The organism is Specibacter sp. BI4 (genome assembly GCF_056680095.1).
The window spans coordinates 2,363,238-2,389,883 of the sequence record NZ_CM155265.1 but is presented as its reverse complement, the minus strand read 5'-3'; the positions used below and the strand labels follow the sequence as shown (position 1 = coordinate 2,389,883).

General features: G+C 62.5%; 20 protein-coding genes. 8 read left to right on the top strand and 12 right to left on the bottom strand.

Annotated features, from left to right (window positions below; genetic code table 11):
* Positions 1 to 30 precede the first annotated feature (30 nt).
* The 3 genes from AC1L6K_RS10960 to AC1L6K_RS10950 all read left to right on the top strand — a co-directional run bounded on the left by AC1L6K_RS10960 (position 31) and on the right by AC1L6K_RS10950 (position 2,118).
* A complete protein-coding gene (locus AC1L6K_RS10960; protein WP_480948921.1) occupies positions 31 to 354 on the top strand; it encodes a tyrosine-type recombinase/integrase in 324 nt (107 codons plus the stop codon).
* Complete coding sequence (locus tag AC1L6K_RS10955; protein ID WP_480948920.1) at positions 341 to 694, top strand: helix-turn-helix domain-containing protein; 354 nt, start codon at positions 341 to 343, stop codon at positions 692 to 694. The genes AC1L6K_RS10960 and AC1L6K_RS10955 overlap by 14 nt, the downstream gene beginning before the upstream one ends.
* A gap of 269 nt (positions 695 to 963) precedes the next feature.
* Complete coding sequence (locus AC1L6K_RS10950; RefSeq protein WP_480948919.1) at positions 964 to 2,118, top strand: hypothetical protein; 1,155 nt, start codon at positions 964 to 966, stop codon at positions 2,116 to 2,118.
* Here AC1L6K_RS10950 and AC1L6K_RS10945 read toward each other — a convergent pair.
* Positions 2,044 to 2,388 carry a histidine kinase gene (locus AC1L6K_RS10945; protein ID WP_480952738.1) on the bottom strand — a complete coding sequence of 115 codons (345 nt, stop codon included), beginning with the start codon at positions 2,386 to 2,388 and terminating at the stop codon, positions 2,044 to 2,046. The genes AC1L6K_RS10950 and AC1L6K_RS10945 overlap by 75 nt on opposite strands.
* Before the next feature lie 457 nt (positions 2,389 to 2,845).
* Positions 2,846 to 6,106 (bottom strand): beta-phosphoglucomutase family hydrolase, encoded by a 3,261-nt coding sequence (locus AC1L6K_RS10940; RefSeq protein ID WP_480948918.1) that lies wholly within the window; start codon positions 6,104 to 6,106, stop codon positions 2,846 to 2,848.
* A 283-nt stretch (positions 6,107 to 6,389) separates the two neighbouring features.
* Between AC1L6K_RS10940 and AC1L6K_RS10935 the strand changes: the two genes are divergently transcribed.
* Entirely contained in the window at positions 6,390 to 7,451 is a 1,062-nt protein-coding gene (locus tag AC1L6K_RS10935; protein ID WP_480948917.1) for a zinc-dependent alcohol dehydrogenase family protein, read from the top strand.
* Positions 7,452 to 7,518: 67 nt separating this feature from the next.
* A complete protein-coding gene (locus tag AC1L6K_RS10930) occupies positions 7,519 to 8,160 on the top strand; it encodes an NADPH-dependent F420 reductase (RefSeq protein ID WP_480948916.1) in 642 nt (213 codons plus the stop codon).
* Positions 8,161 to 8,328: 168 nt separating this feature from the next.
* On the opposite strand, the gene AC1L6K_RS10925 is transcribed toward AC1L6K_RS10930, so the two are convergent.
* The 5 genes from AC1L6K_RS10925 to AC1L6K_RS10905 form a co-directional block, all read right to left on the bottom strand.
* The gene (locus tag AC1L6K_RS10925) at positions 8,329 to 9,714 is read right to left on the bottom strand and encodes an MBL fold metallo-hydrolase RNA specificity domain-containing protein (protein ID WP_480948915.1); all 1,386 of its coding nucleotides are present in this window, start codon (positions 9,712 to 9,714) and stop codon (positions 8,329 to 8,331) included.
* Positions 9,715 to 9,851: 137 nt separating this feature from the next.
* The gene (gene ppsA, locus AC1L6K_RS10920; protein ID WP_480948914.1) at positions 9,852 to 12,317 is read right to left on the bottom strand and encodes a phosphoenolpyruvate synthase; all 2,466 of its coding nucleotides are present in this window, start codon (positions 12,315 to 12,317) and stop codon (positions 9,852 to 9,854) included.
* Between the two features lie 211 nt (positions 12,318 to 12,528).
* Complete coding sequence (locus AC1L6K_RS10915; RefSeq protein WP_480948913.1) at positions 12,529 to 13,290, bottom strand: SDR family NAD(P)-dependent oxidoreductase; 762 nt, start codon at positions 13,288 to 13,290, stop codon at positions 12,529 to 12,531.
* Between the two features lie 1,105 nt (positions 13,291 to 14,395).
* On the bottom strand, positions 14,396 to 16,066 hold the full coding sequence (locus tag AC1L6K_RS10910) for an ABC transporter permease (RefSeq protein ID WP_480948912.1): 1,671 nt from the start codon (positions 16,064 to 16,066) through the stop codon (positions 14,396 to 14,398).
* Positions 16,063 to 16,998, bottom strand: coding sequence for an ABC transporter ATP-binding protein (locus AC1L6K_RS10905; protein WP_480948911.1), 936 nt, complete (start codon positions 16,996 to 16,998; stop codon positions 16,063 to 16,065). Before AC1L6K_RS10905 ends, AC1L6K_RS10910 begins: the two co-directional genes overlap by 4 nt.
* Before the next feature lie 591 nt (positions 16,999 to 17,589).
* Here AC1L6K_RS10905 and AC1L6K_RS10900 point away from each other — a divergent pair.
* Positions 17,590 to 18,129: a flavodoxin family protein gene (locus AC1L6K_RS10900; protein ID WP_480948910.1), complete on the top strand. Its 540-nt coding sequence runs from the start codon at positions 17,590 to 17,592 to the stop codon at positions 18,127 to 18,129.
* A gap of 571 nt (positions 18,130 to 18,700) precedes the next feature.
* Here the strand turns inward: AC1L6K_RS10900 and AC1L6K_RS10895 are convergent.
* The 5 genes from AC1L6K_RS10895 to AC1L6K_RS10875 all read right to left on the bottom strand — a co-directional run bounded on the left by AC1L6K_RS10895 (position 18,701) and on the right by AC1L6K_RS10875 (position 22,213).
* Complete coding sequence (locus AC1L6K_RS10895; protein WP_480948909.1) at positions 18,701 to 19,465, bottom strand: ABC transporter permease; 765 nt, start codon at positions 19,463 to 19,465, stop codon at positions 18,701 to 18,703.
* Positions 19,462 to 20,391, bottom strand: a complete 930-nt coding sequence (locus AC1L6K_RS10890; RefSeq protein ID WP_480948908.1) for an ABC transporter ATP-binding protein — start codon at positions 20,389 to 20,391, stop codon at positions 19,462 to 19,464. Before AC1L6K_RS10890 ends, AC1L6K_RS10895 begins: the two co-directional genes overlap by 4 nt.
* The gene (locus AC1L6K_RS10885; protein ID WP_480948907.1) at positions 20,388 to 20,723 is read right to left on the bottom strand and encodes a PLD nuclease N-terminal domain-containing protein; all 336 of its coding nucleotides are present in this window, start codon (positions 20,721 to 20,723) and stop codon (positions 20,388 to 20,390) included. The genes AC1L6K_RS10890 and AC1L6K_RS10885 overlap by 4 nt, the downstream gene beginning before the upstream one ends.
* A 144-nt stretch (positions 20,724 to 20,867) precedes the next feature.
* On the bottom strand, positions 20,868 to 21,224 hold the full coding sequence (locus AC1L6K_RS10880; protein WP_480948906.1) for an SPW repeat domain-containing protein: 357 nt from the start codon (positions 21,222 to 21,224) through the stop codon (positions 20,868 to 20,870).
* Positions 21,225 to 21,370: 146 nt separating this feature from the next.
* Positions 21,371 to 22,213: a CPBP family intramembrane glutamic endopeptidase gene (locus tag AC1L6K_RS10875; protein ID WP_480948905.1), complete on the bottom strand. Its 843-nt coding sequence runs from the start codon at positions 22,211 to 22,213 to the stop codon at positions 21,371 to 21,373.
* Between the two features lie 188 nt (positions 22,214 to 22,401).
* Between AC1L6K_RS10875 and AC1L6K_RS10870 the strand changes: the two genes are divergently transcribed.
* Complete coding sequence (locus AC1L6K_RS10870; RefSeq protein ID WP_480948904.1) at positions 22,402 to 23,886, top strand: DUF4389 domain-containing protein; 1,485 nt, start codon at positions 22,402 to 22,404, stop codon at positions 23,884 to 23,886.
* Between the two features lie 80 nt (positions 23,887 to 23,966).
* On the top strand, positions 23,967 to 26,399 hold the full coding sequence (locus AC1L6K_RS10865; RefSeq protein WP_480948903.1) for an HAD-IC family P-type ATPase: 2,433 nt from the start codon (positions 23,967 to 23,969) through the stop codon (positions 26,397 to 26,399).
* Positions 26,400 to 26,646 lie beyond the last annotated feature (247 nt).

Genomic DNA, 26,646 nt, shown 5'->3' with positions numbered 1-26,646 from the left:
GGTTTGCGGCAGTGGGTCGAGATGGGGAGGATGCGGGTGACCGATGAACGCCGCGGCACGCTGTGGCCCACCGAACGAGGAACTCGAGTCTCCCTGAGATACCTTGACGACCGTTTTGCCGAGATCCGTGATTGTGCCGGACTCCCCAAAGAACTCAGCCTGCACTCCCTGCGCCACAGCTATGTGACAAATTTGATCGAGTGGGGCTACTCGGAAAAGTTCGTCCAAGACCAAGTCGGCCACCTCTACGCATCAACCACCGCGATCTACACATCGGTGGGCAGTGACTACAAGAACCGGGTGATCGCCCGAGCCCTTTCTCGAGTGTATGGAGACAATAATGCGCACCTCTGAAGATCAATCACCGATTTCCTGGCGCTTGCGTGAGCTCATGGCGGCAGCGGGCATGTTCCACACCACTGATCTCGTCGGTCCTCTTCAAGACGTCGGGATTCAGCTATCGCGGGAGCAGGTCTTTCGTCTCGTCACCAAAACCCCAGCACGACTGAATGTCGAGGTTCTCGCTGGTCTGTGCCAGATCCTCAGCTGCACTCCCAATGATTTGATCCAGATCAAACCGGCCGCCTCGCTTGCAGACGGGCGTCGAACTGGAACGACGGACAACGCTGGCCCCAATGGTCATTCAATCGGAGACCTTCGTCCCGTGCCGGCTCGGATCCGCCGCCCAACATGAGCCCGGATGCCTTGGAGTGTCATCTTTGCAGCCGGACCATCACTAGCGGGTACGAACTTTTGGGAGGCACAATCTGCAACCCGTGCTACTCGCGGATCCGGCGATCGGCGACAGCCTGTCCACGATGCCACCGCATCAAAGTTCTCGCATTTCATGACGATGCGGGTTTAGTAGTTTGCGCAGGATGCGCCGGAGAACCATCCCGATTCGCGTGCAAGAGCTGCGGCAGTGAAGTGCAACTCACAGGATCGCAATGTGGCCGATGCCGCATGAAGGACCGAGCCGCAGCCCTTCTGTCCCGGGAAGATGGCACGATTCATCCCGATCTCAACGGGCTCTATCAACACTTTCTTGCCACCCCGGATCCACGAACCGTGACCCGTTGGATGAGACATCCGCCCATTGAAGAAACACTGCAAGCCATGGCCCAAGGGTATCTGCCCGTCAGTCACCTGAGCCTGGATCAACTCCCCCAGACTCATCGCGTGCGCTATTTCCGGCAAGTGCTCGTCAGTGCAGGGACACTCCCGGCCGTAGACGTACAACTGCACGCCTACGAGGTCTACAGTGCCAAGTTCATCAGCAGCACCCCACCCCACCAAGCTTCTATTCTCAGTCGATACCAACGCTGGTACGTTTTGAGAGTCATGCGGCGCGCCTCGGCCAAAGCGCCGACAAGTGCCAACGCACTCAATAGTCGGCGAGCTGAACTACGAGCGATTGCCGCCTTTCTCACCTGGCTGGACGACCAAGATCATTGCTTGGAGACGGTAAACCAAGCTCACATCGACCAATACTTTGCGACGGCTGGCACCGCAACAGCCCTCAGTACATTCATCAGGTGGGCCCGTGAACAACACCTGGCCTCAGAGATTGATCTCGCACGGAAACGCTCCATGCCGGGAATAGCCGCTGGCCATGAAGAGCTGTGGGACAAGGTTGAGTTCCTGCTCCACGACGGATCCATCGCACGGGACGTACGAATCATCGGGCTTTTCCTGCTTCTCTTCGGACAACATGTCACCAATACAGTCCGTCTCAAACGCTCCGACGTTGAAGTAACAGGCTCCAAGGTGTCCGTAAGGTTTGGCGCCGACGCAATCTGGCTACCCCCTGCCCTCGCCAGTCTGGTTCTCACTCAACTTCAGGCGCCGACTAGCCGGTACATCTACCACCGACCCGAAACAGACTGGCTCTTCAACGGACTCATCCCAGGACAACACGTAACCCCCAACCACATGTCAATGCGCCTCTCCGAAGTCGGCATTAAGGCCAGGCCATTTCGTCAGGCAGCAATGCTGCAACTTGCCGCTGCCATGCCCGTCAGCGTCATCGCAGATACCCTCGGATTAAGTGTTTACACCGCCTCCCAATGGGCTCAACGGTCCGGTCACACTTGGAGCGACTACCCCGCCATTCGATAGAAAATTATTGCCTATGCAGCGGAACGAATACCCGCATGACCCCGATAGTTCGTGGATTGCTGCGTCCAGTTCGTCAGTGATTGCTGTAACCCGCTGCAGGGATGATTCATCCGTTATGACTCTGCGCAGGCTTTGGAGGCTCAGGCCCGCAGCGTAGATCCTTTGGATGACCAGGTCGTGCAGGTCCCTGGCGATCCTGTCACGGTCTTCGGAGAGCAGCAGAGACTGCTGTAGGCCCCGCTCCCGGACGAGTTCTACGGCCAGCACCATCCTCGAACTGAAGAGGATGCTGGTCTCAACGTCTTCTTGCATAAATGGTGGCGCATTGTCGCTCCGGACCAGAACCAGTATGCCGTGGCCCAGCCTGTCAAGGTCCACGGGCACTACCAGGGCAGGCCCCATCTTGTCTGCGTCGGCAGGTCCAAACACGTCGGCCGCCCTACGGACGCTCGCTGCCACCCCGGATGCCAGAATGGCGGCCATGGCCGGCTGAAGCAAGATCTCCCGCCCAGCAGCAACCGCTTGGTCTCCGACTGAAGCCTGGCAGACCAACCTCTCATCGGTCCGGACCGAGGCAATGACTGCCAGTGATGAATCGGAAGCCGCAAGGGCGTGCTCGCCCACCATGGCGAGAATTTCGGGCATACTTCCACTCCGATGATGACCACGAAGGACCGAATGCCATGTCAATGCGATGCCATCGGGGCACGGTTACAAGAGGACGGTCTCAATTCTGGTGGATAGTGGATTCCCCAGTTTCAAGCACCATGTTCAAGCTGTCGCCAGGACCAAGGACATGCTCCTGACCTTCAACGTTGATGCGGATGGGCGCGGCCTGGCCTGCAGCGAGGATCATCGAAATGTTGTCTGGAGTGAGCGTGACTGCGATTTCCTGGCCACGGAAACAAAGCTGAAACGATGCCCGTGAGAGCTCAGTCGGCAGCAGGGGATGCAGCCACAACGTGTCCCCACGCGTTTCCAACCCTCCATAACAGCGCAGCACCATGTCCGAGGTCCCGGCCATGGCACCGAGGTGCACGCCTTCCCTTGTGCTCCCGCCCTGGGTGTCTGCAATATCGCATTCCAGGCTCTGGGTGAAGAGTGTCCAAGATTGTTCCCGGTCGCTCCGCGCCAGGACCCAGCTATGTGCCAGCCTGCTGAGAGTGGATCCATGGCTTGTCCGGGCCAGGTAATAGCGAATGGTCCGCGGAACCAGATCCGGCGGAAGGAGGTAGCCGAGCCGTTCGAACACCTCTCTGAGCTCTTCAACAGACAGAAGGTAGAAGAGCATCAACACATCGGCCTGCTTGGACAACTTGTAGCAGTTGGCCGAGTCCCCTTCCGCCTGAAGTATGAGATCCAGGCGGGCAATGTCTCCGTAGCTGTCCCGATATCTGGCCCAGTCAAATTCCTGCAGGTCCTCGTACCCTTCAAATTGGCTGATGACACCGTCTGCATGAAACGGGACCCGCAGCCGGCGGCTGATCCTGTCCCACTCGGCAATTTCCCCTGAGTCCACGGACAAGCGTCGCCGAAAGGATCCACCGTCAATCGCTGTGACAATTTCCACGGCTTCCCCGGCCTTGGCCAGGACCCATGAGGCAAGCACGTTCGTATAGGCGTTGTTGCGCAGGCCCTTTCCAGGATGGTCTGGATACCCGTCATGGAATTCATCAGGGCCCATAACCCCCGTGATGTCGTATCTGCCATCCGCAGCGGCGGGCGTGGCCAGTGCGGCAAAGAACCGGGAAACCTCCACCAAGAGTTCAACGCCATGCCTGACCAAGAATGCCGTGTCACCGGTGGCCTGGAAGTACTGCCAGGCGTTGTAGGCAACGGCCAAGCCGCTGTGTCGCTGCAGGTGGGAGTTGTCTGGCATCCACTGCTGGTCACGAATATTGAACAGCGCGGTTGGCGTCTCCTCGCGGCCGTCGCTGCCGCTCTGCCATGGGAACATGGCACCGTCGAAGCCTGCAGCCTGGGCCGCCGCCCTGGCTTCGTCCAAGCGCCGGCACCTGTACAACAGCAGAGACTTTGTGAGATCCGGGCGCCTTAGTGTCAGCATCGGAAACACGAACAGTTCATCCCAGAAAATGTGTCCCCTGTAGCCTTCACCATGCAGTCCCCTCGCAGGCACGCCGGCATCGAGGTCGGGGACGGCCGACGCAACGGTTTGCAGGACATGAAAGATGTTGAGGTTCAGGGCCTGGCACTGGGGTTGCCCGGCCTCCATGGCGACCGCAAATACGCTCCACAGACTGTCCCAGGCGTGCTGGTGCGCCTGCAGGAGCGTCTCCGGCCTTGGCGCCCGCCCAATCCGCACGCCCGCAGACAGCGCAGCCGTTGACAAAGCCCGGTCGCGCGAGGTTGCTGCCGCTACTGTCCTTTCCATGGTGACGGGCTGACCCTCTTCCACGGCGAAGGAGATGGAAAAACCTGCTCTGGTAGCCCCCAGCAATGGCTGACGCTTGACGACGGTCAGCTCCCCCACAGCATTTCGAATGCTGGTCCGCATGGCCATGGCAATGTCAATCCCTGATTGCCTGGTCCGGGACTCCCACAGGACGGTATCCTCATCAAGCAGGCTGCCACCAATGGCCACGAGATGGTCACCGGACAGGTGGCTGTCGGCAATGGAGTTCCGGTTGACCACAGCGGCGTTGATCGCGGACACAACCTCCACCTCACCACCCCAGTCTTCGGCTTCGACAGTTGTTTCAATGACGGCCAGATGAGGATCGGCCATTGACTGAAACTGCCGGGAGGCCACGCGAGTGGTCCTGCCGGCAGCGTCGCGATAGCGGGTGGTCCGCGTCAATATCCCATGACGGACGTCAAGGGCCTGGTGGTGGCTGAGCATCTCGGGCCGCCCCGGTTGCAGTAGCGGCCCATCAACGCTCCGGATGGAAAGAAATGTCCAATCGGGGGCATTGACCATATGCTCCGCTTCATCGCTCCGCCCCGCCAGCTGTGTCACGGCACGATTGTAGACACCTCCGAAGTACGTTCCCGGATAGTGGGTTGCGTCTGCCTGCGTGCCAGGAACAGATCCACGGGTGGCCCAATAGCCGTTGCCGAGTGTACAGAGCGTTTCGCGCCGACCCTCCAGGGCTGGATCGAAGCCCTCGAAGGAAAGCCGCCATTCGTCAACGACTTCATCATTGGGCCATGGTTCATTTTCGGCTTTGGCCGGAGAGGCGCAATTAGCGGTTCTTGCCGGTGGCCGAACCAGCGACAGTGCACTGAGGTCTTTGACGACGACGTTCGCCCCGGCTTCCAGCAAGAGTCCGGCTCCCGCTCCCCTGTCAACCCCAACGACCAAGGAAAAGCCGCCAAGAACCCCAGCCTGGAGTCCTGCCGAGGCGTCTTCCAGGACGACGGCGTCCGCCGGCCGGACGTGGAGACGCCGGGCGGCCTCAAGGAACATTGCCGGGTCCGGTTTCCCCGGAAGGTCAAGGTTCGCGGCGTCGGTTCCGTCAACGAGAACAGTGAACATTTCTGTGATGCCTGCGGCAGCCAGTGTCGCCCGACAGTTGCGGCTGGCCGAGACCAAGGCCGTTGGCACCATGGCCCCGAAGAGCCGGCGCAGCAGCGCCAGCGCATCGGGGAAGACCACTGTCCCGGATTCCTTGAGTAAGTCTGCGAAGATTTGCTGCTTTCGAGCGGCCAACCCGAAGACGCTCATGGTGCCTGGAGCGTCGCTGGCGTCTCCTTCGCGTGCCTGTATGCCCCGGTGCGACAGAAAGTTCCGGATGCCGTCCTCACGGCTTCGCCCGTCAACAAATTGCCGGTAGTCCGGCTCAATGTCAAACCCTTCGATCGACGTCCCGGACAACATCGGCAGGGCCTCATCGAAAAGTGCCTTCCACGCTGCTGCATGCAGCCTGGCGGTGTCCGTGACCACGCCGTCCATGTCAAAAATGACGGCACCGTAGCCGCCGGTCACCGCCGTTCTGCCATGCGCCCGAGAGACATTACGGAGTTTCATGTCCTCAACCATCCCTGCTTCCCCGTATTCCGGCAGCCGTGAACTGCGTCCGGCCCTGTGCCGCCTGGGCTGCAATGCTCATTCCCATGATCCATGCGCGTGCCCGCGTTGCACAGGGCACAAGGTCCCCCGCCGTCTGCCCGGAGGCTGTGGTCGCATGGGACATATGCAGGCCCTTTGGCCCTAATCACGGCGCCCGTCCGGCAGTAGCGTCGATGGTGCGGGCCGGATCTCCTGGCCAAAAGCAGCCCCACGCAGCAACACCCCATCGAAAGGACACGTCATGAAAGCTCTGGTCTATCTTGGCCCAGGCGAGAAGGAATGGAAGGAAGTGCCGATGCCCCGGCTGTCCAGCCCCGGTGACGTGATTGTCCGCGTGGACACCACCACCATCTGCGGCACGGACCTGCATATCCTCAAAGGAGACGTTCCTGCCGTCACGCCGGGCCGAATTCTGGGCCATGAAGGTGTTGGCACCATCACAGAGACCGGCACCGGCGTGAAAGACTTCGCAGTCGGCGACCGCGTCATCATCTCCTGCATCAAGTCCTGCGGGCACTGTATCAACTGCCGCAGCAGCTTGTATTCACACTGCCTTGGGGACGAAGGAGCCTCCGGAATTGGCTGGGTGTTTGGGCACCTCATCGACGGAACACAGGCCGAATATGTCCGGGTGCCCTATGCGGACAACTCGCTGCACATGCTGCCCGACGGCGTGAGCGACGTCCAGGCCGTCATGCTCTCTGACATTTTGCCCACCGGGTTCGAGATCGGAGTCCTTGCCGGCCAGGTCAAGCCCGGTGACGTGGTGGCGGTCATCGGCGCCGGCCCCGTGGGGCTCGCCGCGATGATGACCTCCGGGTTGTGCGGCGCGGCCAGGGTCATCGCCCTCGACGTGGACAAGGGCCGGTTGGAGCAGGCCAGAAGATTTGGTGCCACCGACTCCGTTGATTCCGGCGCCGACGACTGGAAAGAGCAGGTCCTTGCACTTACCGACGGGGCCGGGGTGGACGTTGCCATCGAAGCCGTAGGCCTTCCCGAAACGTTTGAAATGGCAGTGGACACGGTGCGCCCCGGCGGCCATGTGGCCAACGTCGGAGTTCATGGAAAGCCCGTCGAACTGCACCTGGACGAGCTGTGGATTCGCAACATCACCATCACCATGGGCCTGGTCAACGCCAACACCACGCCGATGCTGCTCAAGCTCGTTGCCTCCCACAAGATCCCTGCCGAACAGTTCGCGACCCACTACTTCACCTTTGACCAAATGCTCGACGCCTACGAGACGTTTTCGCATGCGGCCTCCACCAAGGCCCTCAAGGTCGTCATATCACGCGCTGGCTGAGCTCCCGCGCAGCAAGCAAATCAGGTGGGAAATCGCATTTTCCCGCCATCACGAAAGGAAGAGCACCATGTCCCAAGTAACCATCATCGGCAACGGACACATGGCCAGGGCCATCGCCGTGCGCATGATCCACGCCCGCCATTCAGTCCAGATCCTTGGTCGGGACGGAGAAAAGACCCGCGAGCTGGTCGAAGACCTCGGTGCTGGCGCCACGGGGGGCGGAGAAGAGGCAGTGGTCGAAGGCGGCATCGTCTTTCTGGCAGTCCCCTATGAGGAAACCATAAAGGTGGTGCTCCTCTACGGAGAAACCTTGGCCGGCAAGGTCGTGGTCGACATCAGCAACCCAATTGACCTGGCCACCTTTGATTCGATGCGGACCCCCGCAGGATCGTCCGCAGCAGAGCAGGTCGCCCTGCATGTCTCCAAGGACGCCTTGGTTGTCAAGGCGTTCAACACCTGTTTCGCGGCAACCCTTGAAGCCGGACAAGTTGCTGGCCAGCCTCTGGATGTCTTCATTGCCGGAGACTCCCAGGAAGCCAAGCTCAAGGTCAGCGCCGTCGTGGCCGCATCCGGCCTGCGCCCAATCGACGTCGGCCCCCTGCGCCGGGCGCGGGAATTGGAGGCCATGATGCTGATGTTCATGGGGCTGCAGGTGGACCCCAGCCATGACAATTTCAATTGGGACACCGCAGTCAAGCTTCTTCCGTGATCTCCTGGAGCGGGAGCGACATGACTGCACAAACCAGTGAGCCCGATCGCGTCGTCAGTGGTGCCGGATCCGGCCACTCGGCCAGGGCCTTGGGGACAACCGCAACGTCACGATAGTCACAGCTGAAGGCGGGACCCGACGGCGGCCCCGCCTTCAGCTGAGCTGGGCTCAGTGCGGATGCGCCAGGGAGACTGTTTCCAGATACTCTGCCGCCCGTGCTTTCCATCCCAGTTCGTGCTTGATCCGCAGGCGCAGGGCCTCGGAGGCGTCAGGTTCACCGTGGACGATGTAGCTCATGCGCGGCGCTTCCGGGGCATTCCGCAACCAGGCCATGATGGCGTCAGCATCGGCGTGGGCCGAAAACGCCTCCGTCTGAAATACTTCCGCCCGGACGGCGATATCCTGCCCATAGATGCGCAGCTGGCGGTTCCCTGATGCCAACGAAGCTCCCCGAGTTCCGCCGGCCTGGTATCCGGCCAGCACAATCGCATTCCTGCGGTCCTGCCCATAGCTGGCCACGTGGTGGAGGATCCGTCCGCCGGTGAGCATGCCGCTGGCGGAGATGATGATCATGGGCCCGCCACGGAGATTGAGCAACTTGGACTCATCCACTGTCCGGGTCATGGTTGCCAGCTTATACATCTGGCTAAACTCGGCGTCGCTGATCCGGTGCTCGTCACGGTGCCGCTGGTACATGAGCGAGGCATCGATTGCCATCGGACTGTTCAGAAAGATCGGGACCTCCGGGATCGCGCCGCGACGCAGCAACCTCGACAAGCTCAGCAATATGCTCTCGGCCCGTCCCACTGCGAACGCGGCAATCATAATCACACCGCCACGCTTGAGTACCCGGTTGACCAGTTCCCCCAACCCGTCGTCGGCGTTTCCGGGCGGGTGCGAGCGGTTTCCGTACGTCGATTCCGTGACAAGAACATCCACCGGTTCCAGTCCCCGGGGTGGGTACATCAGGGGGTCGTCCGCCCGCCCCAGATCCCCCGTGAAATGGACGCTGTGCCCGGAGATCGACAAATGGATCTGCGCGGCACCAAGAATGTGACCGGCGGGTAGCAAGGTGGCGCTGATGCCCCCGCCAACCTCGAAGGGCCTGTCAAAGTCGTGGGCCCGGAAGCTCTTGAGCGAGCGCACCGCGTCCGCAGCCGTGTACAGGGCCACGGGCGGGGTGTGGATGGAAGAGCCCCTGTGCTCGGCGTAGTGGGCTTCCTCCTCCAACAGGTGCCCGCTGTCGGGGAGCAGCAGGGAGCACAGCTCCTGGGTTCCCTCTGTGGCGTGGATGGTGCCGCGAAATCCGTCGCGGACCAGTGCCGGCAGATATCCGGTGTGGTCAAGGTGGGCATGGGTCACAATGACGGCATCGATTGACGACGCCGGCACGGGCAACCTGGCCCGGTTTCTGTCCCGGAGGTACTTGTAGCCCTGAAACAGGCCGCAATCCACCAGTATCCGCTGTCCTGGCGCTTCCAGCAGGTACTTGGAACCAGTGACGCTCCCTGCACCGCCGAGAAAACGCAACGTTGGGCTTTGATCCTGGTTCATGTCGCTCCCCTGCTTGTCGGGTGGCCGGCACCCGCCGCCATTGGGGGAATTCCCGACGGCGGTGTGATCCGGCATTGTGCATTAAGGCTAGGCACCTGGTGCAGGGGCGCCTAGGGCATTAGGACCCCACCCGGAGCTCACTGTACGGGCGCTGCCGTGGTTTGAAGTTCGTGTTTCGCCGCAGCCTCGGCCGCCGCAATGATGGGGACGGTGCGCAGGAAGCTGTCTGGATTCAGCGAGATGGAATCGATGCCCTCGGCAACCAGGAACTGTGCAAAGTCCGGGTGGTTGCTGGGGCCCTGCCCGCAGATCCCAATGTGGATGCCTGCCGCATGGGCTCCGGCGACCGCTGCCCTGATCATGGCCGTCACGGCCTCGTCGCGTTCGTCAAAGAGCGGCGCAAGGGCAGCCGAGTCCCGGTCCACACCGAGCACCAGTTGGGTTAGGTCGTTTGAACCGATGGAGAAGCCGTCGAACTTGGCGGCAAACTTTTCGGCCAGGACAACATTTGCAGGGATCTCGCACATCGTGTACACCTTGAGCCCGTCCTTGCCCCGGATAAGACCGTTCTCGGCCATCACTGCCAGGACACGATCAGCTTCGCCCAGCGTCCGGCAGAACGGCACCATGACGATGACATTCATGAAGCCGCAGTGGTTGCGCAGGCGCCGGATGGCCCTGCATTCCAGCTCAAAACCGGGCCGGTAGCGCGGATCGTAGTAACGTGAGGACCCCCGGAATCCGATCATCGGATTGGATTCCTCCTCTTCAAAGGCTGAACCACCCACCAGATGGGCGTACTCGTTGGTCTTGAAGTCGCTGAACCGGACCACCGCCGGGGCGGGGTAAAAGGGTGCTGCCAGCTTGGCCAGCCCACGGGCTAGGGTGTTCACAAAATATTCTGCCGGGTCGTCAAAGCCGCGCGTGAGTTCCTTGATCCTGGCCCGGTCTGCCGGATCTGTGACCCGCTCCGGGTGTGCCAGTGCCATCGGGTGCACCTGGACCATGTCGTTGATGACGAACTCCATGCGCGCCAGCCCGATGCCCTTGGCCGGCAGGCGCCACCACTTGAACGCCTCGGACGGGCTGGCCAGGTTGAGCATGACCGCCGTCCGCGTGGCCGGCATTTCGCCGAGGTCCACATCGTCTTGGGTGTTCGCCAAGAGCCCCTCATAGACGTGGCCGGTGTCCCCAGCCGCACATGAAACCGTGATGGCCTGCCCTTCCGCAATCACGCTGGTGGCATTTGAGGTGCCGACGACGGCGGCAATCCCCAGTTCCCGGCTCACGATTGCCGCATGGCTGGTTGCCCCGCCCTTGTCGGTGACGATGGCCTTGGCCCGCTTCATGACCGGGACCCAGTCCGGATCGGTTTGTTCGGCAACCAGTACGGAGCCGTCCACGAAGCTGCCGATGTCAGCGGCGCTCTTGATCACGCAGGCCGTGCCTGAGGCAATGGAATCGCCCACAGCGGCGCCTTCGGCCAGCTGCCGCCCCTCCTCGGTCAGCCGGTGCGTGGTCATAATTGTGCCGTTCTTGCGGGCCTGGACGGTTTCCGGCCTGGCCTGGACTATGAACAGTTCTCCGCTCACCCCGTCCTTGGCCCATTCCATGTCCATCGGCCGGCCATAGTGGTTCTCGATCTGGACGGCCCACCTGCCCAACTGGACTATCTCGTCGTCGTTCAGGCAAAAGGAGGCCCGTTCCGCATCACTGGCGTCAACCATGAGTGTTCCCGCACATCCGTCGGCCGAGTAGGTGAGTTTGCGAGCCTTGGAGCCGAGTGTCTTCTCGATCACGGGTGAGAACGCCTCGGTGTCAAGGAGTGGTTTGAAGACCCCGTATTTGTCCGGGTTGACCATGCCCAGCACCACAGTCTCGCCGAGTCCCCAGTTGGCGCTGATGACGGCGGCCCTCGGGAAGCCGGTTTCTGTGTCGATGGAGAACATGACTCCTGCGGCGCCCACATCGGAGCGGACCATGAGCTGCACTCCCACTGACAGCGCCACCTCAAGATGCCCATAGTTCATGATCTCCCGGTAGCTGATGGCCCGGTCGGTGAACAAGGAGGCGTAGCAGCGCAGGCAGGCATCCACCAGTTGTTGCTCGCCCCTAACGTTCAGGAACGTTTCCTGTTGTCCGGCAAAACTGGCGTCAGGCAGGTCCTCGGCAGTGGCGCTGCTGCGAACGGCGACGGCGGGGTCCGCCTGTCCGGTGCGCACAGCCAGCTCGCGGTAGAAGGCACGAATTTGCTGGGAAATCCCGACCGGGACCTCACCCGTGAGGATCAGCTCCCGAATCTCGTTTCCAATGGACCGCCAGTTGTTGTCGCTGCCATCCCTGGTGGCGAGGATCCGCTCCAGCTTTCGCGCCATGTCGTTCGCGACGATGAACTCCCGGTACGCGGACGCGGTGAGGGCGAAGCCGCCGGGCACCCTGACCCCCTCAGCGGACAGCGAATGGAGCATCTCACCCAGGGATGCATTTTTTCCACCAACGTCGGCAACGTCCTTGATGCCAACGTCTTCAAGCCAGACAACATTCACTGTGTTCACCGTAATCAGCTTTCCTTTTCCGTCTCCCGGGCGCTGCGCCACGGGCATCCTTGGGCCAGGTGCCCACGCAACGAGTCAACCCCGTTGGACGGTGCCCGGATAGGGGCCAAAGTCACCACTGTGCGGCCTAGAGATGAGTTCCCTAGCTGCCGCTCGTCATGTGAAAAGACGGCTGGCCCAGCTGGGCCAGTGCTTCTCGGGCAAGGAGCGCCACGGCGGCGCACCCAGCAAGGGTGGGCTGCCGCCGTCGTACTCGGCATTAGACGGCTGCCCATCCCCCGTCACTTGCAAGGATGACCCCGGAGACGTTGGCCGCATCATCGCCCAGGAGCCACGTGATGGCGGCTGCCTGTTGGTCCGGGGTGGCCATGGGAGGGACGTTGGTCTGTAGGAAGGGCCCGATCCGCTCCGCGGCAAAGGGTGAGCTGAATGGCGCCTCGATGTTGGTGGCTACAGGTCCGGGTGCCACAGCGTTGCAGCGGATGCCCTGTGGCGTGTAGAAGAACGCAGTGCTCTTGGTGAACCCATTCACGGCATGCTTCGAGGTGGTGTAGGCCGTCCCGGCGGCAGCCCCTCGAAGTCCGGCCTCAGAACTAACGTTGACAATGGACCCTGAACCGGCCTCGAGCCTGAGTGGAAGGACCGCTCGGGTCATCCGCATGACGGCAGTGACGTTTACGCCCATGACCCTCTCCCAGATGGCGTCATCAATCTCGGCGGAGGGAAGAAAGCCGTCCATGATCCCGGCAACATTGGCGAGCGCGTCCACCCGTCCCGCTGCCTCAGCCAGCACCGACCTCACGGTGTCTTCCGAGGCAATGTCCCCGGCGACTGTGACGAGGTCGCTGCTGGCAAGCTCACGCTCCAGCTCGGCCAACCTCTCGGGCAGGACATCCGTTGCGATGACGCGGGCACCCTCGTGAATCAGCCGGACGGCCGTGGCCCGGCCAATGCCGGATCCGGCACCAGTGACCACGGCGGTCCTTCCAGCAAAGCGGCCGGCAACAAATGATTGCTCCATGGTTGTTTCTTCATCTCGTAGTAGCTGGCTTCGACGGCCAGCGGTGACTGAGCCGGCATGGTGGCCGGCGCTGCTTGGGGGTGCGTTGTGGTCAACGGCGCCGGGCTGTGGCTATGGCGGCGATGAGTCTCCCCTGAAGTTCGGATTCCTTAACCAAGTGTCCGCAGACCGAGTGGCATTGGGAGCAGAAATAGGAAACTTCCAAAGTACCTTCCGGCGCCCAAAGGGGTTCCAGGCGCAATCAACGACGGTGTGGGCATCCGTCCTACAGCCGTTGCACCAAATGGGGTTGCTGGCCCGTTCCTGGCTCATTGCCTCGGGACTGGTATGCTCCGCGCCGCTTTCGTTGTCAGGCATGGCCATCATCCTTTCCGGAATCCCTCAGCCACAACGTAATGCCCACTCTAGGCAGCAACAACCGGCACAGATAAGGTCCAAAGTCCCTAACGTGGCCGCCAAGTCGGAGGATGATCCGGCGTGCGGATCACTCGATTTTTGCGCCGATGCCCCGGTGAAATAAGGAACAAGCCAGATGCCCCACACATGAAGGGAAAACCTACGCAAAACGCTTCTTCTCCTCCTCACGGTTGCGCAGCAACACCATGACAACCCACCCCAGATGGACCACCATCAACAACAAGGCCACGCCCCCGTGACAGCCATAACCACATTGAGCCCGGCACCGGCCTGCACCCCGCCTGAGGCAGGAATTCGGGACATCAAGACGGTGCCGCAGTCATCACACGGCAGGCCCAACGCAAAGAACCCCGCATGCCGCCACTTCAAGAGAGCGCACGGCTTGGGTGATTAATTTGGCCATCGCCTGCTCAACGGGGCTGCGAAATCCTCTCGTGGTGCCAGGGATTCGTCGCCGAACCGCTGCGCTTCCCCAAACACACCGGCGCCAACGGCTCCCATGCGTGGGTCCTGTTTCATTTCGAGTACGCCATCTGCGGCGAGGTCGCCCGACAAGACTCACGGCAAACATGCCCGGACTGCCTGGGCGCCCGGCGCATTACCTCCGGCGTCCCGATTCTTGGCACTGACACCACGAGCGGGAGAGCCTCTTTGCGGCCACCCACAAGCCGGCTCGGTGGATCGAGGCCTACGCTCCCTGGATCAAGTCACGCCGTGCAAAGCGCAGGAGCCCAATAGCCCACAGGAGAAGTGCGATCCCTGCCAGCACCAGCAGCGGCAGTGCCGAAAGAGCCTCCGCCGGCAGGCGCGGTGTTGCTGTGAGGGGGGTGTTGTTGATGATTTGGGAGGGAAGGCTGAACAACTCACCGAAGACGCTGATGATGACAAGGATGCTGAAGTAAGCCCAGGACAGTGCCAAAGCCTGGCGCGGGATGTAAGCAAAGAACACAACGGCAACACCGGCCGTGAGCAGGACGCCGGGCCAATAGGCAATTGACGCCCCCAATAGCACCCACAGCTGAGACGAGTCGGACTGGGAAACCCCATACGCAGCCCCCATCACCGCGCCGCCAAGAAGAAGCATCAGAGCCGACCCCAGCACGGGCACCAGAAGCCGTCCGCTTGCCCAGCGAAGGCGTGAGACTCTGCCCGCCAGCTGCGGCTCAGCACGTCCGGAGGCCTCCTCCACCCTGAGCTGAAGGGTGCTCTCAACGACGAAAGCACTCGCCACGATCGCGTTGAGCATCACCAACAGCCCCAGCACACCATTGGTGATCGACTGGCCCTGACCCTCAAACACCTTACTGAATACTGGGTTCGTTCCCAGCAGATCGACCATCGCCGAAGCCACCGACCCGTACAAGAGGGCCATGACCACCACACTGGCGAACCAGCCGAAGATCGTCCCCCGCTGCAGCCGGATCGCTAGCCCGAACGGAGTCTGCAGGAACCGGCCCGCCACTGAAAGACCCGGACGTTCCGGCAAAACACCCGAGCCTAGGTCCCGCCGCGCCTCAACCATGACCGCGATCCAACACAGCAGAACTGCGCCAACAACGAGGAGCACCAAGGGCCCCCACCGGTTCACCCCGAATGCGCGCATCTCCTGGCCCCACCCAATCGGAGACAACCAGGAAAACCAGCCCGGCGTGGTCACCGTACCGTTCAAGTCGCCAATCGCACGCACCACATACGCCACCCCGATCACGGCTGCAGCGAAACTGTTCGCCCCACGACTGGTGGTGGAAACCTGGCTTCCGATCGCGGCCACGCCAAGAAAAAACAGGCCCAGCCCGGCCAGGGAAGCACCCAGGACAAGGCTGCCCGTGACGGGCAGGGTCAGGACCATGGCGGTCCCGGCGATTCCCACACCGACCACGACATTGAAGGCAGCGACGACGAAGTAATTGGCAAGGGTGTAGGAGTGCCGGCCCAGGACGTTGGCGCGCAGGAGTTCCGTGCGCCCGTCTTCCTCATCGGCACGGCCGTTGCGCGTCACAAGGAAAACCGTCACAAACGCCAGCGTGATGGCAAGTGTCATCCAAATCTTCAGCACCAGAATTCCGCCCAAGGTGTTCGCCGCATACGCAGTTCCCGTCAGTGCGGCCACCGACGGCGTGTTCGCGATGGAGGCATACGCCTCGCGGTCTGCCGCTGTGGGGAAGGCTGCACGTTGGGATTCATAGACGAAGGGAATCATACCCACGAGCACTACCGCCCACACCAGAAGGCGCAGCCAGTTGCGCCGGGCGATGAAGAGCACCATGTCGGGTAAACCTTGCAGCGAGGATCGGGACGGTAGCTGGCCCACCAAGGCTTCTCGGCGTCCACCGGTTGCCCGGGCAGTGCTCGCGGTCATGGGACGCTCATCCCGTCGGCGGCCAGCTCCGTGCTGTAGTGGCGCAGGAAGAGTTCCTCGAGCGACGGCGGTGAGGCGACCAGGGCCCTCGGCTTCCAGCGGGCGAGAACAGCAAGGACCGAACCCAGATCCGCATCGGCGACGGTGAACACGGCCCGCCCTCCCTCCTCGACAAGCTCGTTCACCCCTGGCACGAGCGACAAATTGGCCGATGGGTCGTCAAGGATCACCGAGACGGTACTCCGCTGCAAATGGCGCAATTGAGCAAGCGTGCCGGATTCGACGGTCTTGCCCTGTCGAATGATGGTGACGGTGTCGCACAGGTTTTCAACCTCGGCGAAGATGTGGCTGGAGAGCAGCACGGAACGTCCCTGTGCCTGGACTTCCCGGATGCAGGCACGGAAGGCGGCCTCCATGATCGGGTCAAGCCCCGAGGTTGGCTCGTCGAGGATCAACAGGTCTGCGTCCGATGCCAGCGCCGAGACGAGCGCCACCTTTTGCCGGTTGCCTTTCGAGTAGGCCCGCGCCTTCTTGGATGGGTCGAGCTCAAACCGTTGCAGGAGTTCGTCCCTGCGTGCCTTGTTGGCCCCTCCCCTGAGTCCGCCCAGGATATCGATGATCTGTCCGCCGGTGAGGTTCGGCCACAGGTTCACGTCGCCGGGAACGTATGCGATCCGGCGATGCAGGTCGACGGCGTCGCGCCAGGGGTCGCCGCCCAACACGCGCACAGTGGCTGCCTCAGCCCTCAGCAGCCCCAGCAGGATCCTGATCGTGGTTGACTTCCCCGAACCATTCGGTCCCAAGAAGCCAGCGATTTGCCCGGTCTCGACCCTCAGGTCCAGCCCGTCCAGGGCAACCTGGTGGCCAAAGGACTTCCGCAGACCAACAACCTCGATGGCGGGGTTGAAACTTTCCGACTTGGCAATTGACATGGCGTTCTCCAATTCAGCACGCGGCGGGCCCTGTGCAAACGTGCAGCAGGACACGCCTCCTCAGTGAAGGCTACGGTGCTGCGGTACGCCGTCGACAGGGCCAAAAGTCACCATTTGCCGCCCGGGCGGCGCTAAGTATGCAGTCCTGGGCCCAGGCAGGCCACAGGAGTCTGCCCTGCAGCCCAGCAACAGTTTTGCGCGTTGAATCACGGCATAGCGGCAGCCGCATTGGACACCACCGAGCTTCCCCCTGCCGCGGGACACCCGGGGAACTTGCGGTGCCGACCTTCCTGGGATCGCACGCCCATGGCGTTGCCCCACGGTGCGCCCGCTCCATCACCAGCGCATCCCTGTCAGTGGCTTCCCGTTCACACCGGCAGCCACGACGGCCCGTGCAGCACCGGCATCGAGCCCGGTTTGGGATACGATCGCTGCCGCTTGCTTCCGGGGCCAACTCCGTGACGGGCCCCAGGCCGGTGGCTGCAGGGACCGCAGAATGGCGGGACGTTTGGCCCTGTTGGACCATGCAGCGTTCAGCAAGACTTGGGTCATTCACATACCACCGTACGTTCGCCCAGAGGGGCCGCTAAGTTGACTATCGCCGTTGTCTTTGAATCCATGTTTGGCAGTACCCGCGAAATTGCCTTGGCTATCGCTGAGGGGCTGGCACCCTACGGGGTGGTGGTCACGGCCAACGTCAACGACCCGCGCGCCATGCAAGCCGTTCATTCAGCCAACTTGCTTGTGGTCGGCGGCCCGACCCATGTGCACGGCATGAGCCGGCCGTCCTCGCGTGAAGAGGCGCTGGCGTGGTCGCAGGACCCGAAAAAGGATCTGGCGCTTGAACCTTCGGCACCAGGAACTGGCGTGCGTGAGTGGCTCAAGGACGTTGGCCACGTTCCGCACCTGAGTGCTGCCTTTGACACCCGGGTGGACATGGCACGCCTGCTTTCCGGGGCTGCGTGCGGCCACATCCAGCATGCCCTGGTGAAACAGGGCTCCCGTGAAGTCATTTCGCCTGAAAGCTTCCTCGTAACCAAGGAAAGCAAACTTGCCGAAGGCGAGCTGGCCCGTGCCCGCAACTGGGGCACCAGCGTGGGCAGGGCCATGGAGCAGTTCATCCATCACTGAGGCGCCGCAGACAGCAAGCTGTCCGTGAAAGACCTGTCCGCAGCCAAGCCGATGTCTACGGCGTGACTGACAAAGGGGCCTGCTTCGAGTGCGAGTCGCTTCGGAGTTGTTTGAGCATAAAACCAGCAGCTTTGGCGCGTGCAAGGTGGGTCCCCATAATCTCATCTCCCGGATAGCCTGCAACGATGTGGCCGGTCTTGGACCCGTCGTTGAGTAACTGCGGGCGGACACCGGTTCAGTCGCGGTCTGATTCACGAATAGCCGTGGCGGTGGCTTATCGGTTGGCCAATCACCGGAAGGCCCTGTCCCAGGAGGCTGACGCGGTCCGCACCCGCGAGGGCTTCTTCCATCACCGCATTGCCCGTGAGTTCACCAGCGACCACGGTCAGTCGCTCATTCGTGATTCCCAGCTTTGCCGGATGATTCGCGAGAACAGCTACGCAGCCACCCCTGTCGCTCCAAAGACGGCAATTTTCGTCCCGGCACTGACCTCCCTGGCTCTCGGACGCCGAACGGGTGCACCCATGCTCGCCACAAAGTCACATGCGATCCAGGGCGGTTGCGGCCAGAATCAAAGTTCCTTCCTCCGAAAGAGGACGACGGCGAGCCCGACCGCGGCGACAGAGACCACCAGCGAAGACATGACCGGCCAGAACGGGAAGTTCGCCTGGGCTCCGCTGGCCAACTGTGCCGCCCGCCCCGACAAGCCCGCCGGCGAATAATCACTGGCCGGCTTCCAGATCGCCCCGATCGAGAACATTACGAAGACGCCCAAACCTGCCCCGGCGGCTCCTGCCCCTGAAGGAATCAGCACAGAGAACAGCGTCATCAGGCACAGGTACGTCACAGCCATGGCAAGCCAGATGAGGGTGGAGGACCACAGGGCCCCTCCCGGCGCCTCGCCGAAGACCACTGCGGTGAGGCCCCAGGTCACGAGCGTCCCGGCCACCAACAGCACCGCCAGGTACAGCGCGTGGACCACGGTCTTCACGATCACGAACGCGGTCCTGGACACCGGTTTCGTGAGCACCAGCACGGCTGTTCCGCTGCGGCGCTCGGAGGAGATGATGCCCCCGTAAATGATGATCAGCGCAAAGAGGACGATCTGCGAGAGGTTCTTGATCCACTGCCCGTAGGAGTCGAATGCGGTCGGTTCAGGTAGCTGGAGCGACGCAAACTGGCTCCCGCCAACGGCCGCCAGCAATTGCGGCGTGTACTTCGCCAAGACCGGACCGGTGGCGGCAAGGAGCAGCATGATCGAGGGCAGAACGTAGATTCGCCAGGTCCGCAGGATCTCAAGTGCTTCCTTGCGGGCAAACATCAAGGATTTCCTCATGGTCCGGCCTGCCCCACAAGATCCACAAACACTTCCTCGAGCCCCATCTCCCCCGCCTCAAACCGGACGAGTCCGGTGTCTTGGGCCGCGACGAGCCTGGGGATGTCATGCTCGGCTCTGTGCACATCCGTCACGGTCACCTCAATTGAGCCTGTGGCGCCACTTACCGCTGTCACTGCCCACGGCCGTTCGGCGATGGCCATGGCGAGGTTGTCGGCCCCCTCGGTCACCTCCATGACGATCTTGTGCCGGCCATGCCGCGCCTTGAGCTCGTGGATCGGCGCCTGCGTGAGTACCCGCCCACGGTCCAGGACGGCGACTGAGTCGCAGACCCGCTCGACGTCGCCGAGGATGTGGGTTGAAAAGAATATTGTTGTCCGTCCGCGGAAGGAGTCGATCAGTTCCAGGACGTCCTTGCGCCCGATCGGGTCCAGCGCGCTCGTGGGCTCATCGAGCAACAGCAAACGAGGGGCGTTGACAAGGGCTTGGGCGATTCCGAGACGCTGCCTCATGCCACGGGAGTACCCGCCAATCCTGGATTTCACCCCGCCCAACCCGGCGGTGTCCAGCAGCATCGCGGTCCGCTGTGTCAGGACACGGTGTTCGAGCCCGAACAAGTCCCCGGCGAAGTGCATGAATTCCGTCGCCGTCATCCAGGGGTAGAAGGCAGGAACATCAGGCAGAAACCCCAGCTGCGCCCGAACGGCGTTTCCTGTTGTTGACACGTCGTGGCCCAGTACGCGGACGACCCCGGATGTGGGGCGGGCAAGTCCCGTGACCACGCGCAGCGTCGTCGTCTTGCCGGCGCCGTTGGGTCCCAGGAATCCAAAGACCGAGCCCTCCTCCACAGTGAGGTTGACGCCGTCGAGCACGCGCTTGCCCTTATAGACCTTGGTGAGCTCCGACACCTCCAGGGCCGCACTCATTGCGATTCCCCGGCCCCGGGCTGCACATTGCGCGTGCCATAGAGTTCATCGGCGATTGACGACGCCGGTTTGGCACCGGTGCCGGGCGGGGTCCAATAGTCCTCGGGTGGGGAGGCTTGCCGCCGGCCGATCACCAGGTACACGATGACTCCGAGCAGGTTGACAAGCACGATGATCGCAAGCCACACCCACCTGTTGCCGAAAACGACTGATTCCCGGGGTCGCCGGGCGAGGTCCACCAGGGCAATGACGTCGAGAGTCAGCTGCACAAGTGCCAGGACGCCCAGAACCGCCAGCACTGAGGGAGGAAGCGAGCCAAGGTTCAGGTTCATCACGGTCTCCTAATAATCAAACACTCTCTAGAGTTGACGATTCAGTGCCGACGGCCGCTCCGGGACATGTCCAGGAAGATGCCCGTCAACCAAAACGGCGGAAGGGACCCTGGCGGGACCCTTCCGGTTGAAACGCGGGCACCGTCAGTGTGACGGCACTGCATGCTGGTGGGCGTCGGTGCTGGGCCTGAGAGCCAACGCCGAGGCTATGACCACCACGGCGCCCGCGATCCACGAAGTCCATGCAGCCCCCATCTGGCCGGTGTAGGCACCCAGCCAGGGCGCGAGGACCAAAACGGCGCCAAGAACGACTTGGGCTGTTTCCACCCACGGCATGCCCGGGGATGCCAAGTTCACCACTCCGCTGGCGGCGATCACGACACCCAAGATGACCATCAGCCACACTGAAGCGGTGGTGTGTGCTGTCCACAAGGGCGAGAGTGCGGCCACTGCGCCTGCAACAACTGCTGTCCAATCCTGCCAACGAGTCCAATTCTTCACCGGAACCTGCCTCCTCAATTCTGGTCCCACTGGTTTGCGGAACACCATCATCCTCGTCTCCTAGTCACACCATCACCACGGCACAAAGTCCCCACTCGGCGCTTTTCCCGAGATGTGCGCAGGGAAGACAGCATCCGGGCACCGAGCTACTCAGTGTGCAGGGCACGTGCCCGCCCGACGGCTAGCGCTACGACGACAGCCACCGCCTGCACCATGACGAGGGTGCTGCTTGTGGCGGCAAGGGTCGCTGGTCCCAGATCGCTTGAGCTGAGCAGGTCAAAGCCGCCGTGGAAGAGCACCACCGGCACGATGCTCCACCGCCCTATCTTCGCCAGCCAGCCCAACCAGAAAGAGCCGGCCACCATGGCAATCATCCAGCCGGCGGCGGCCCAGCCCATGTTTCGAAACCCCGGGTTGAAGATGAATTGTGGAAGGTGCCAGGCTATCCATGTGCCGGCAACCATGAGGGAGGCTGGGACGTAGCCAAGACGGCCGGTTAAGGTCGGCATGAGCCAGCCGCGCCAGCCGGTTTCCTCCCCGATGCCAAACGTCAGGACCCAGACAAGCAACACCAGCACGGCCGAAGCACCCGGCAGCTGCGAGGTCAACCCGAAAGTGGACATCCTCTCCAGTGAACCGCTCACCAGGCGCTCCACCAGAAGCCCGACGCCGACATACGTCAGTATCGAGACCACCACGACGGCCAGGGCCCGTCCAATGCCGGTGACAGAGAACGTTCGGCGTGCCCAGGACCCGAATCCGCCGTCCGGCCGCAAGACGAGGGTCGCGGCGATGGCGCCGAGGGCGGGCCCCATCGAGCCCAGGTAGAAATTCCACGGCATGACCATCGTTGGCCCGCTGAACACCAGTGGCAGCCAGGCCAACCAGGTGAAACCGAAGGTGACGGACACAAAGGTGGCCACTGCCCGTCCCGATGGCTGCCTGCCGTGGCCGGCATTTTCCGGTGCGTGGAATGCTGCGTCAGACATGATGGGTCCCTTCGAATGGAATTCGTTGGGCTTCCATGCCAGCATTGCTGACCTTTGCACGCCAGAGGCCTTGGTCCCGGGATGGGGCGGGGATGCCCGGATTGGCTTCAACTCCACTAGGTCCTTCTCCTCTACTGCCGTTGCGCAGCGCAGTGCAGAGTGGAAATCAACTGACGGGGAGCGATGACATGACAAGAACTGCAAAAATTGACAACGGAACACCGGACCCAAGAAAGGTCAGTGGTGGAGTGGCGGGCGGCATCGTGGCACTTGTGCTGGGGATTCTGCTGGCCATGCTTGGTGTGGCCGGCATCGCCGGTGGTGTTGCCGCCGCGACGGTGTCTGCCGGGCAGGGCCCGGACGGATACCTCAGTTCCCCGACACGGGCATTCACCACCACGTCCTACGCGCTGACCTCTCCGCCAGCCAGGATCGGCACTGACAAGGTTCCCTTTGACCTTGGCAACTTCCGGCTCAGCGCCACATCCTCCAAGCCCGGCGGGCAGGTCTTCATTGGCATCGGACCCAAGACTGACGTCGACCGCTACCTCAGCGGCGTCAACATCAGTGAAATCACCGGCGTCGAGTCAGCACCTTTCCGGGTGCAGTACCGTGATGTGCCCGGGACCGGCGCCGCAACCCCGCCGGGTGACCAGGGCTTCTGGACCGAGTCCGCGTCCGGACCGGGGACCCAGGAAGTCACCATGGACCTGCGCAGCGGCAACTGGGTTGTGGTTGTCATGAATTCTGACGCCGGGGCCGGCGTCACGGTCAATCTGCAGGCAGCTTTCCATTCCTCATTGCTGGGCACCATCCCCCCGGCACTTTGGATTGGCGGACTGGTCCTGTTGGTCCTTGGTTCGGGCTTGGTGGCCCTTGGCGCCGTCATGCTGGGTAGAAGGACTTCCTTGCCGGTGCAACAGCCTGCAAATGCGCTCCCTGCCCCGGTTGGGGTCTACCCGGCAAGGCTCGTCGGCCGGCTGGACCCGCCGCTGTCCCGTGGGCTGTGGCTGGTCAAGTGGCTACTGGCGTTTCCCCATTTCTTTATTCTCTTTTTCCTGTGGTTCGCCGTCGTCATCACCACGATCATTGCCGGCTTCGCCATCCTCTTCACCGGCCGGTACCCTCGCCCGCTCTTTGACTTCGTTGTCGGCGTCCTGCGCTGGAACTGGCGCGTCGTTTTCTACACCTACTCGGCGCTGGCCACTGACAAGTACCCGCCCTTCACCCTCGCATCCACCGACTATCCCGCCGATTTCGACGTCGACTACCCGGAGCGCCTCTCCCACGGGCTTGTGCTGGTCAAGGGGTGGCTGCTCGCGATCCCCCACCTTGTGATCGTCGGCATCTTCAGCAGCACCGTGTGGTGGTCGTGGCCCGGCACTGACAACGGGACAGCGGACTACGGCCGCGCTGCCGGTTTCTCCCTCCTTGGCATACTGGTGCTGGTGGCGGCCGTGGTGCTCCTGTTCACCGGCCGCTACCCACGGACGATCTTCGATCTGGCCATGGGAATCAACCGGTGGATCTACCGTGTTGCCGCCTATGTCCTGTTGCTGAGGGACGAATATCCGCCGTTCCGGCTGGACCAGGGACCGTTCGACCCGGACGAAACCAACTTTCCCCCCAGCGGTTCCGCACCCATGGCAAGCCCAGAGCCGCCGCGGCAGTGATCGCAGCAAGCCAAGCACAGAATGTGCGTCCCCCGGCGGTCAAGTGCGGGCCAGTTCCCGTGGGGCTGTCCAGTGAACAGGTGGCGCGCCGAAACTCGGACGGGCTGACAAACAAGACCTCACAAGCCTCCAGCCGCAGCCTGTGGGAGATCGTTCGCGCGAACGTCTTCACACTGTTCAATGCGATCGTGGCTGGGAGCTTTATTCTGCTTCTCGTCCTGGGCCAGTGGCGCGACGCGTTGTTCGGATTCTCCGCCGTTGGTAACGCAGTGATCGGAGTGGTGCAGGAATACCGCGCCAAAAAGGCCCTCGACCGGCTCGTCGTCATCACCATCCCACGTGCCCGGGTGATTCGAGACGGCACGGTGCAGGAGATTGCTGTGGAGGCCGTGGTGCGCGACGACGTCCTTGTGCTTCGGGCCGGAGATCAGGTTTCCGCCGACTCCGTGATGCTTGATGGCGAGAGCCTGGAGATCGATGAGTCGCTGCTGACAGGCGAGGCAGATCCGATGCTGAAGTTCCCGGGCGAGACCGTGCTCTCTGGCTCAAGTGTGCTTGCCGGTCATGGCAGGGCCCAGGCCACATGCGTGGGCGCCGATTCCTTTGCCGGCCGCCTGAGTGCTGAAGCCAAGCAGTTTTCGCTGGTCAATTCTGAGATTCGGAACGGCCTCAACAGGGTGCTGCGGTGGGTCGCGTGGGCGCTGCTGCCCATCATGCTCATCGTTGTCAACGGCCAAATACACGCCGAGGGAGGCTGGACAGCGGCCATTGCCACAGGCGGCTGGAAAACCGCGTCGGTCGGTGCCGTGGCGAGCGTTATCGCCATGGTTCCGCTGGGTCTTGTCCTGATGACCAGCGTCGCCTTCGCTGTCAGTGGCGTGCGGCTGGCCCGGCAAAAGGTGCTGATCCAAGAGTTGGCAGCCGTGGAGGTGCTCGCCCGAGTGAACGTCATCTGCTTGGACAAGACCGGCACCCTCACCGAAGGCGCCGTTAGGTTCGACGCCGTCCACCTTCCTGGCGTGCCCGCCGGACCGGGAGCAGGACACCAGCACGGCTGGCGCCACAGCCTGGGCTGGTTCGGGGCCGATCCCAACGCAAACGCGACAGCCCGCTGTCTCGCCGATGAATTCCTCCCTGACAACACACTCCTGGCCGTCGACGCCATTCCGTTCTCCTCCGAACGCAAGTGGAGCGCAGTTACCTTCAACGCCGACACTGCCGCCCCGGGCACGTGGGTGCTGGGTGCGCCAGAAATTGTCTTGGCCCGCGGACCGCAGTCCGCGGCACCCGAGGAGGCAACCGCCGTCGTGCTTGCCAAAGCCAAGGAACTGTCCTCGGCAGGAATGCGCACGCTCGTGCTCGCACACAGTGCGGGGACGGCTGCCGGTGTCACACCCGGAACACGCCTCCCGTCCGGAGTGTCGCCGGTGGTGTTGCTGACCTTTCGGGAGAAGGTGCGCCCCGACGCGGCCGACACCCTCAAGTTCTTCCGCGACCAAGGAGTGGGCGTGCGCATCATCTCCGGCGACGACCCCCAGACGGTCGCAGCGGTCGCGCGCGAGGTTGGCATCCACGTCGATGCAGGCTATGACGCCCGCAAGCTACCCACCGACCCCGAATTACTCGCGGACGTGATGGAGCAACAGCGGGTGTTCGGCCGGGTCACCCCGACACAGAAGAAGCAGATGGTTCAAGCCTTGCAGCAACGGGGGCACGTGGTCGCCATGACGGGCGACGGCGTCAATGATGCACTCGCGCTCAAACACGCCGACATTGGCATCGCCATGAACACCGCCGCTGCAGCCACCAAGGCCGTGTCCCGGCTGGTGTTGCTCGATGGACGGTTCGACCGGCTCCCCAACGTCGTGGCGGAGGGCCGTCAGGTAATAGCCAACATCGAACGGGTTTCCATGCTGTACCTGAGCAAGACCGCCTACGCGGTTGCGATATCCGTGGTCTTCGGAGCGCTGGTGTGGGAGTTCCCGTTCCTGCCCCGCCAGCTGTCCGTCACCGACGGACTGACCATCGGGATCCCCGCGTTCTTCCTTGCCCTGATGGTCAACAAGAGCCGCTACCGTCGGGGATTTCTGAAACGTTCGCTCTCCTTCGCCGTCCCTGCCGGTCTTATCCTCACGGCAAGCGTTGTGGCGGTGAATGCGTGTGCGGCCTTGGTCGGTGGTTTTACACCCCAAGACGTTCAGGGCTCATCCGTCATAACGCTCTCGCTCATTGCGCTGTGGATCCTGGGGGTCGTGGCCCGCCCGCTGACTATTGCGCGTGCGGGCGTTGTGCTGGCCATGTGCGGGGTTCTTGTGGGCCTGCTGACGATTCCCCTGCCAAGGGACTTCTTCAATCTGGCGGTGCCACCGCCAACGCTGCTGATCATCACGCTGATTGCCTCAGGCGTAGGAATTTTGGCCGTGGATATCTTGGGCCGGATCCGGGCCCGGGTCAACGCCCGTGCTGGCAGCGGCGTCCCCCAGCGCAAGGCCCCACGGGCACTGGGGCACTAACGCTTGGCTGCCACCATGAGCGCCAAGGCATCGCCCACGTCACTGACCCGCACACAGTGCCCTGCAAAACTTTCGCACTTCAGACAGGAATAGTCCACGCTGACATGCCCGGCAACGTGGCTTGGGCACGGCGCCACAGACTCTATGAGCAGCAGCTGGTCCGTTCCGCACTGGTGGCACCACGGGCGGCCCTCCGAGACACAAACGCTCAGCAATTCTATTGTTTTAGGCATCGAACAAACACCCT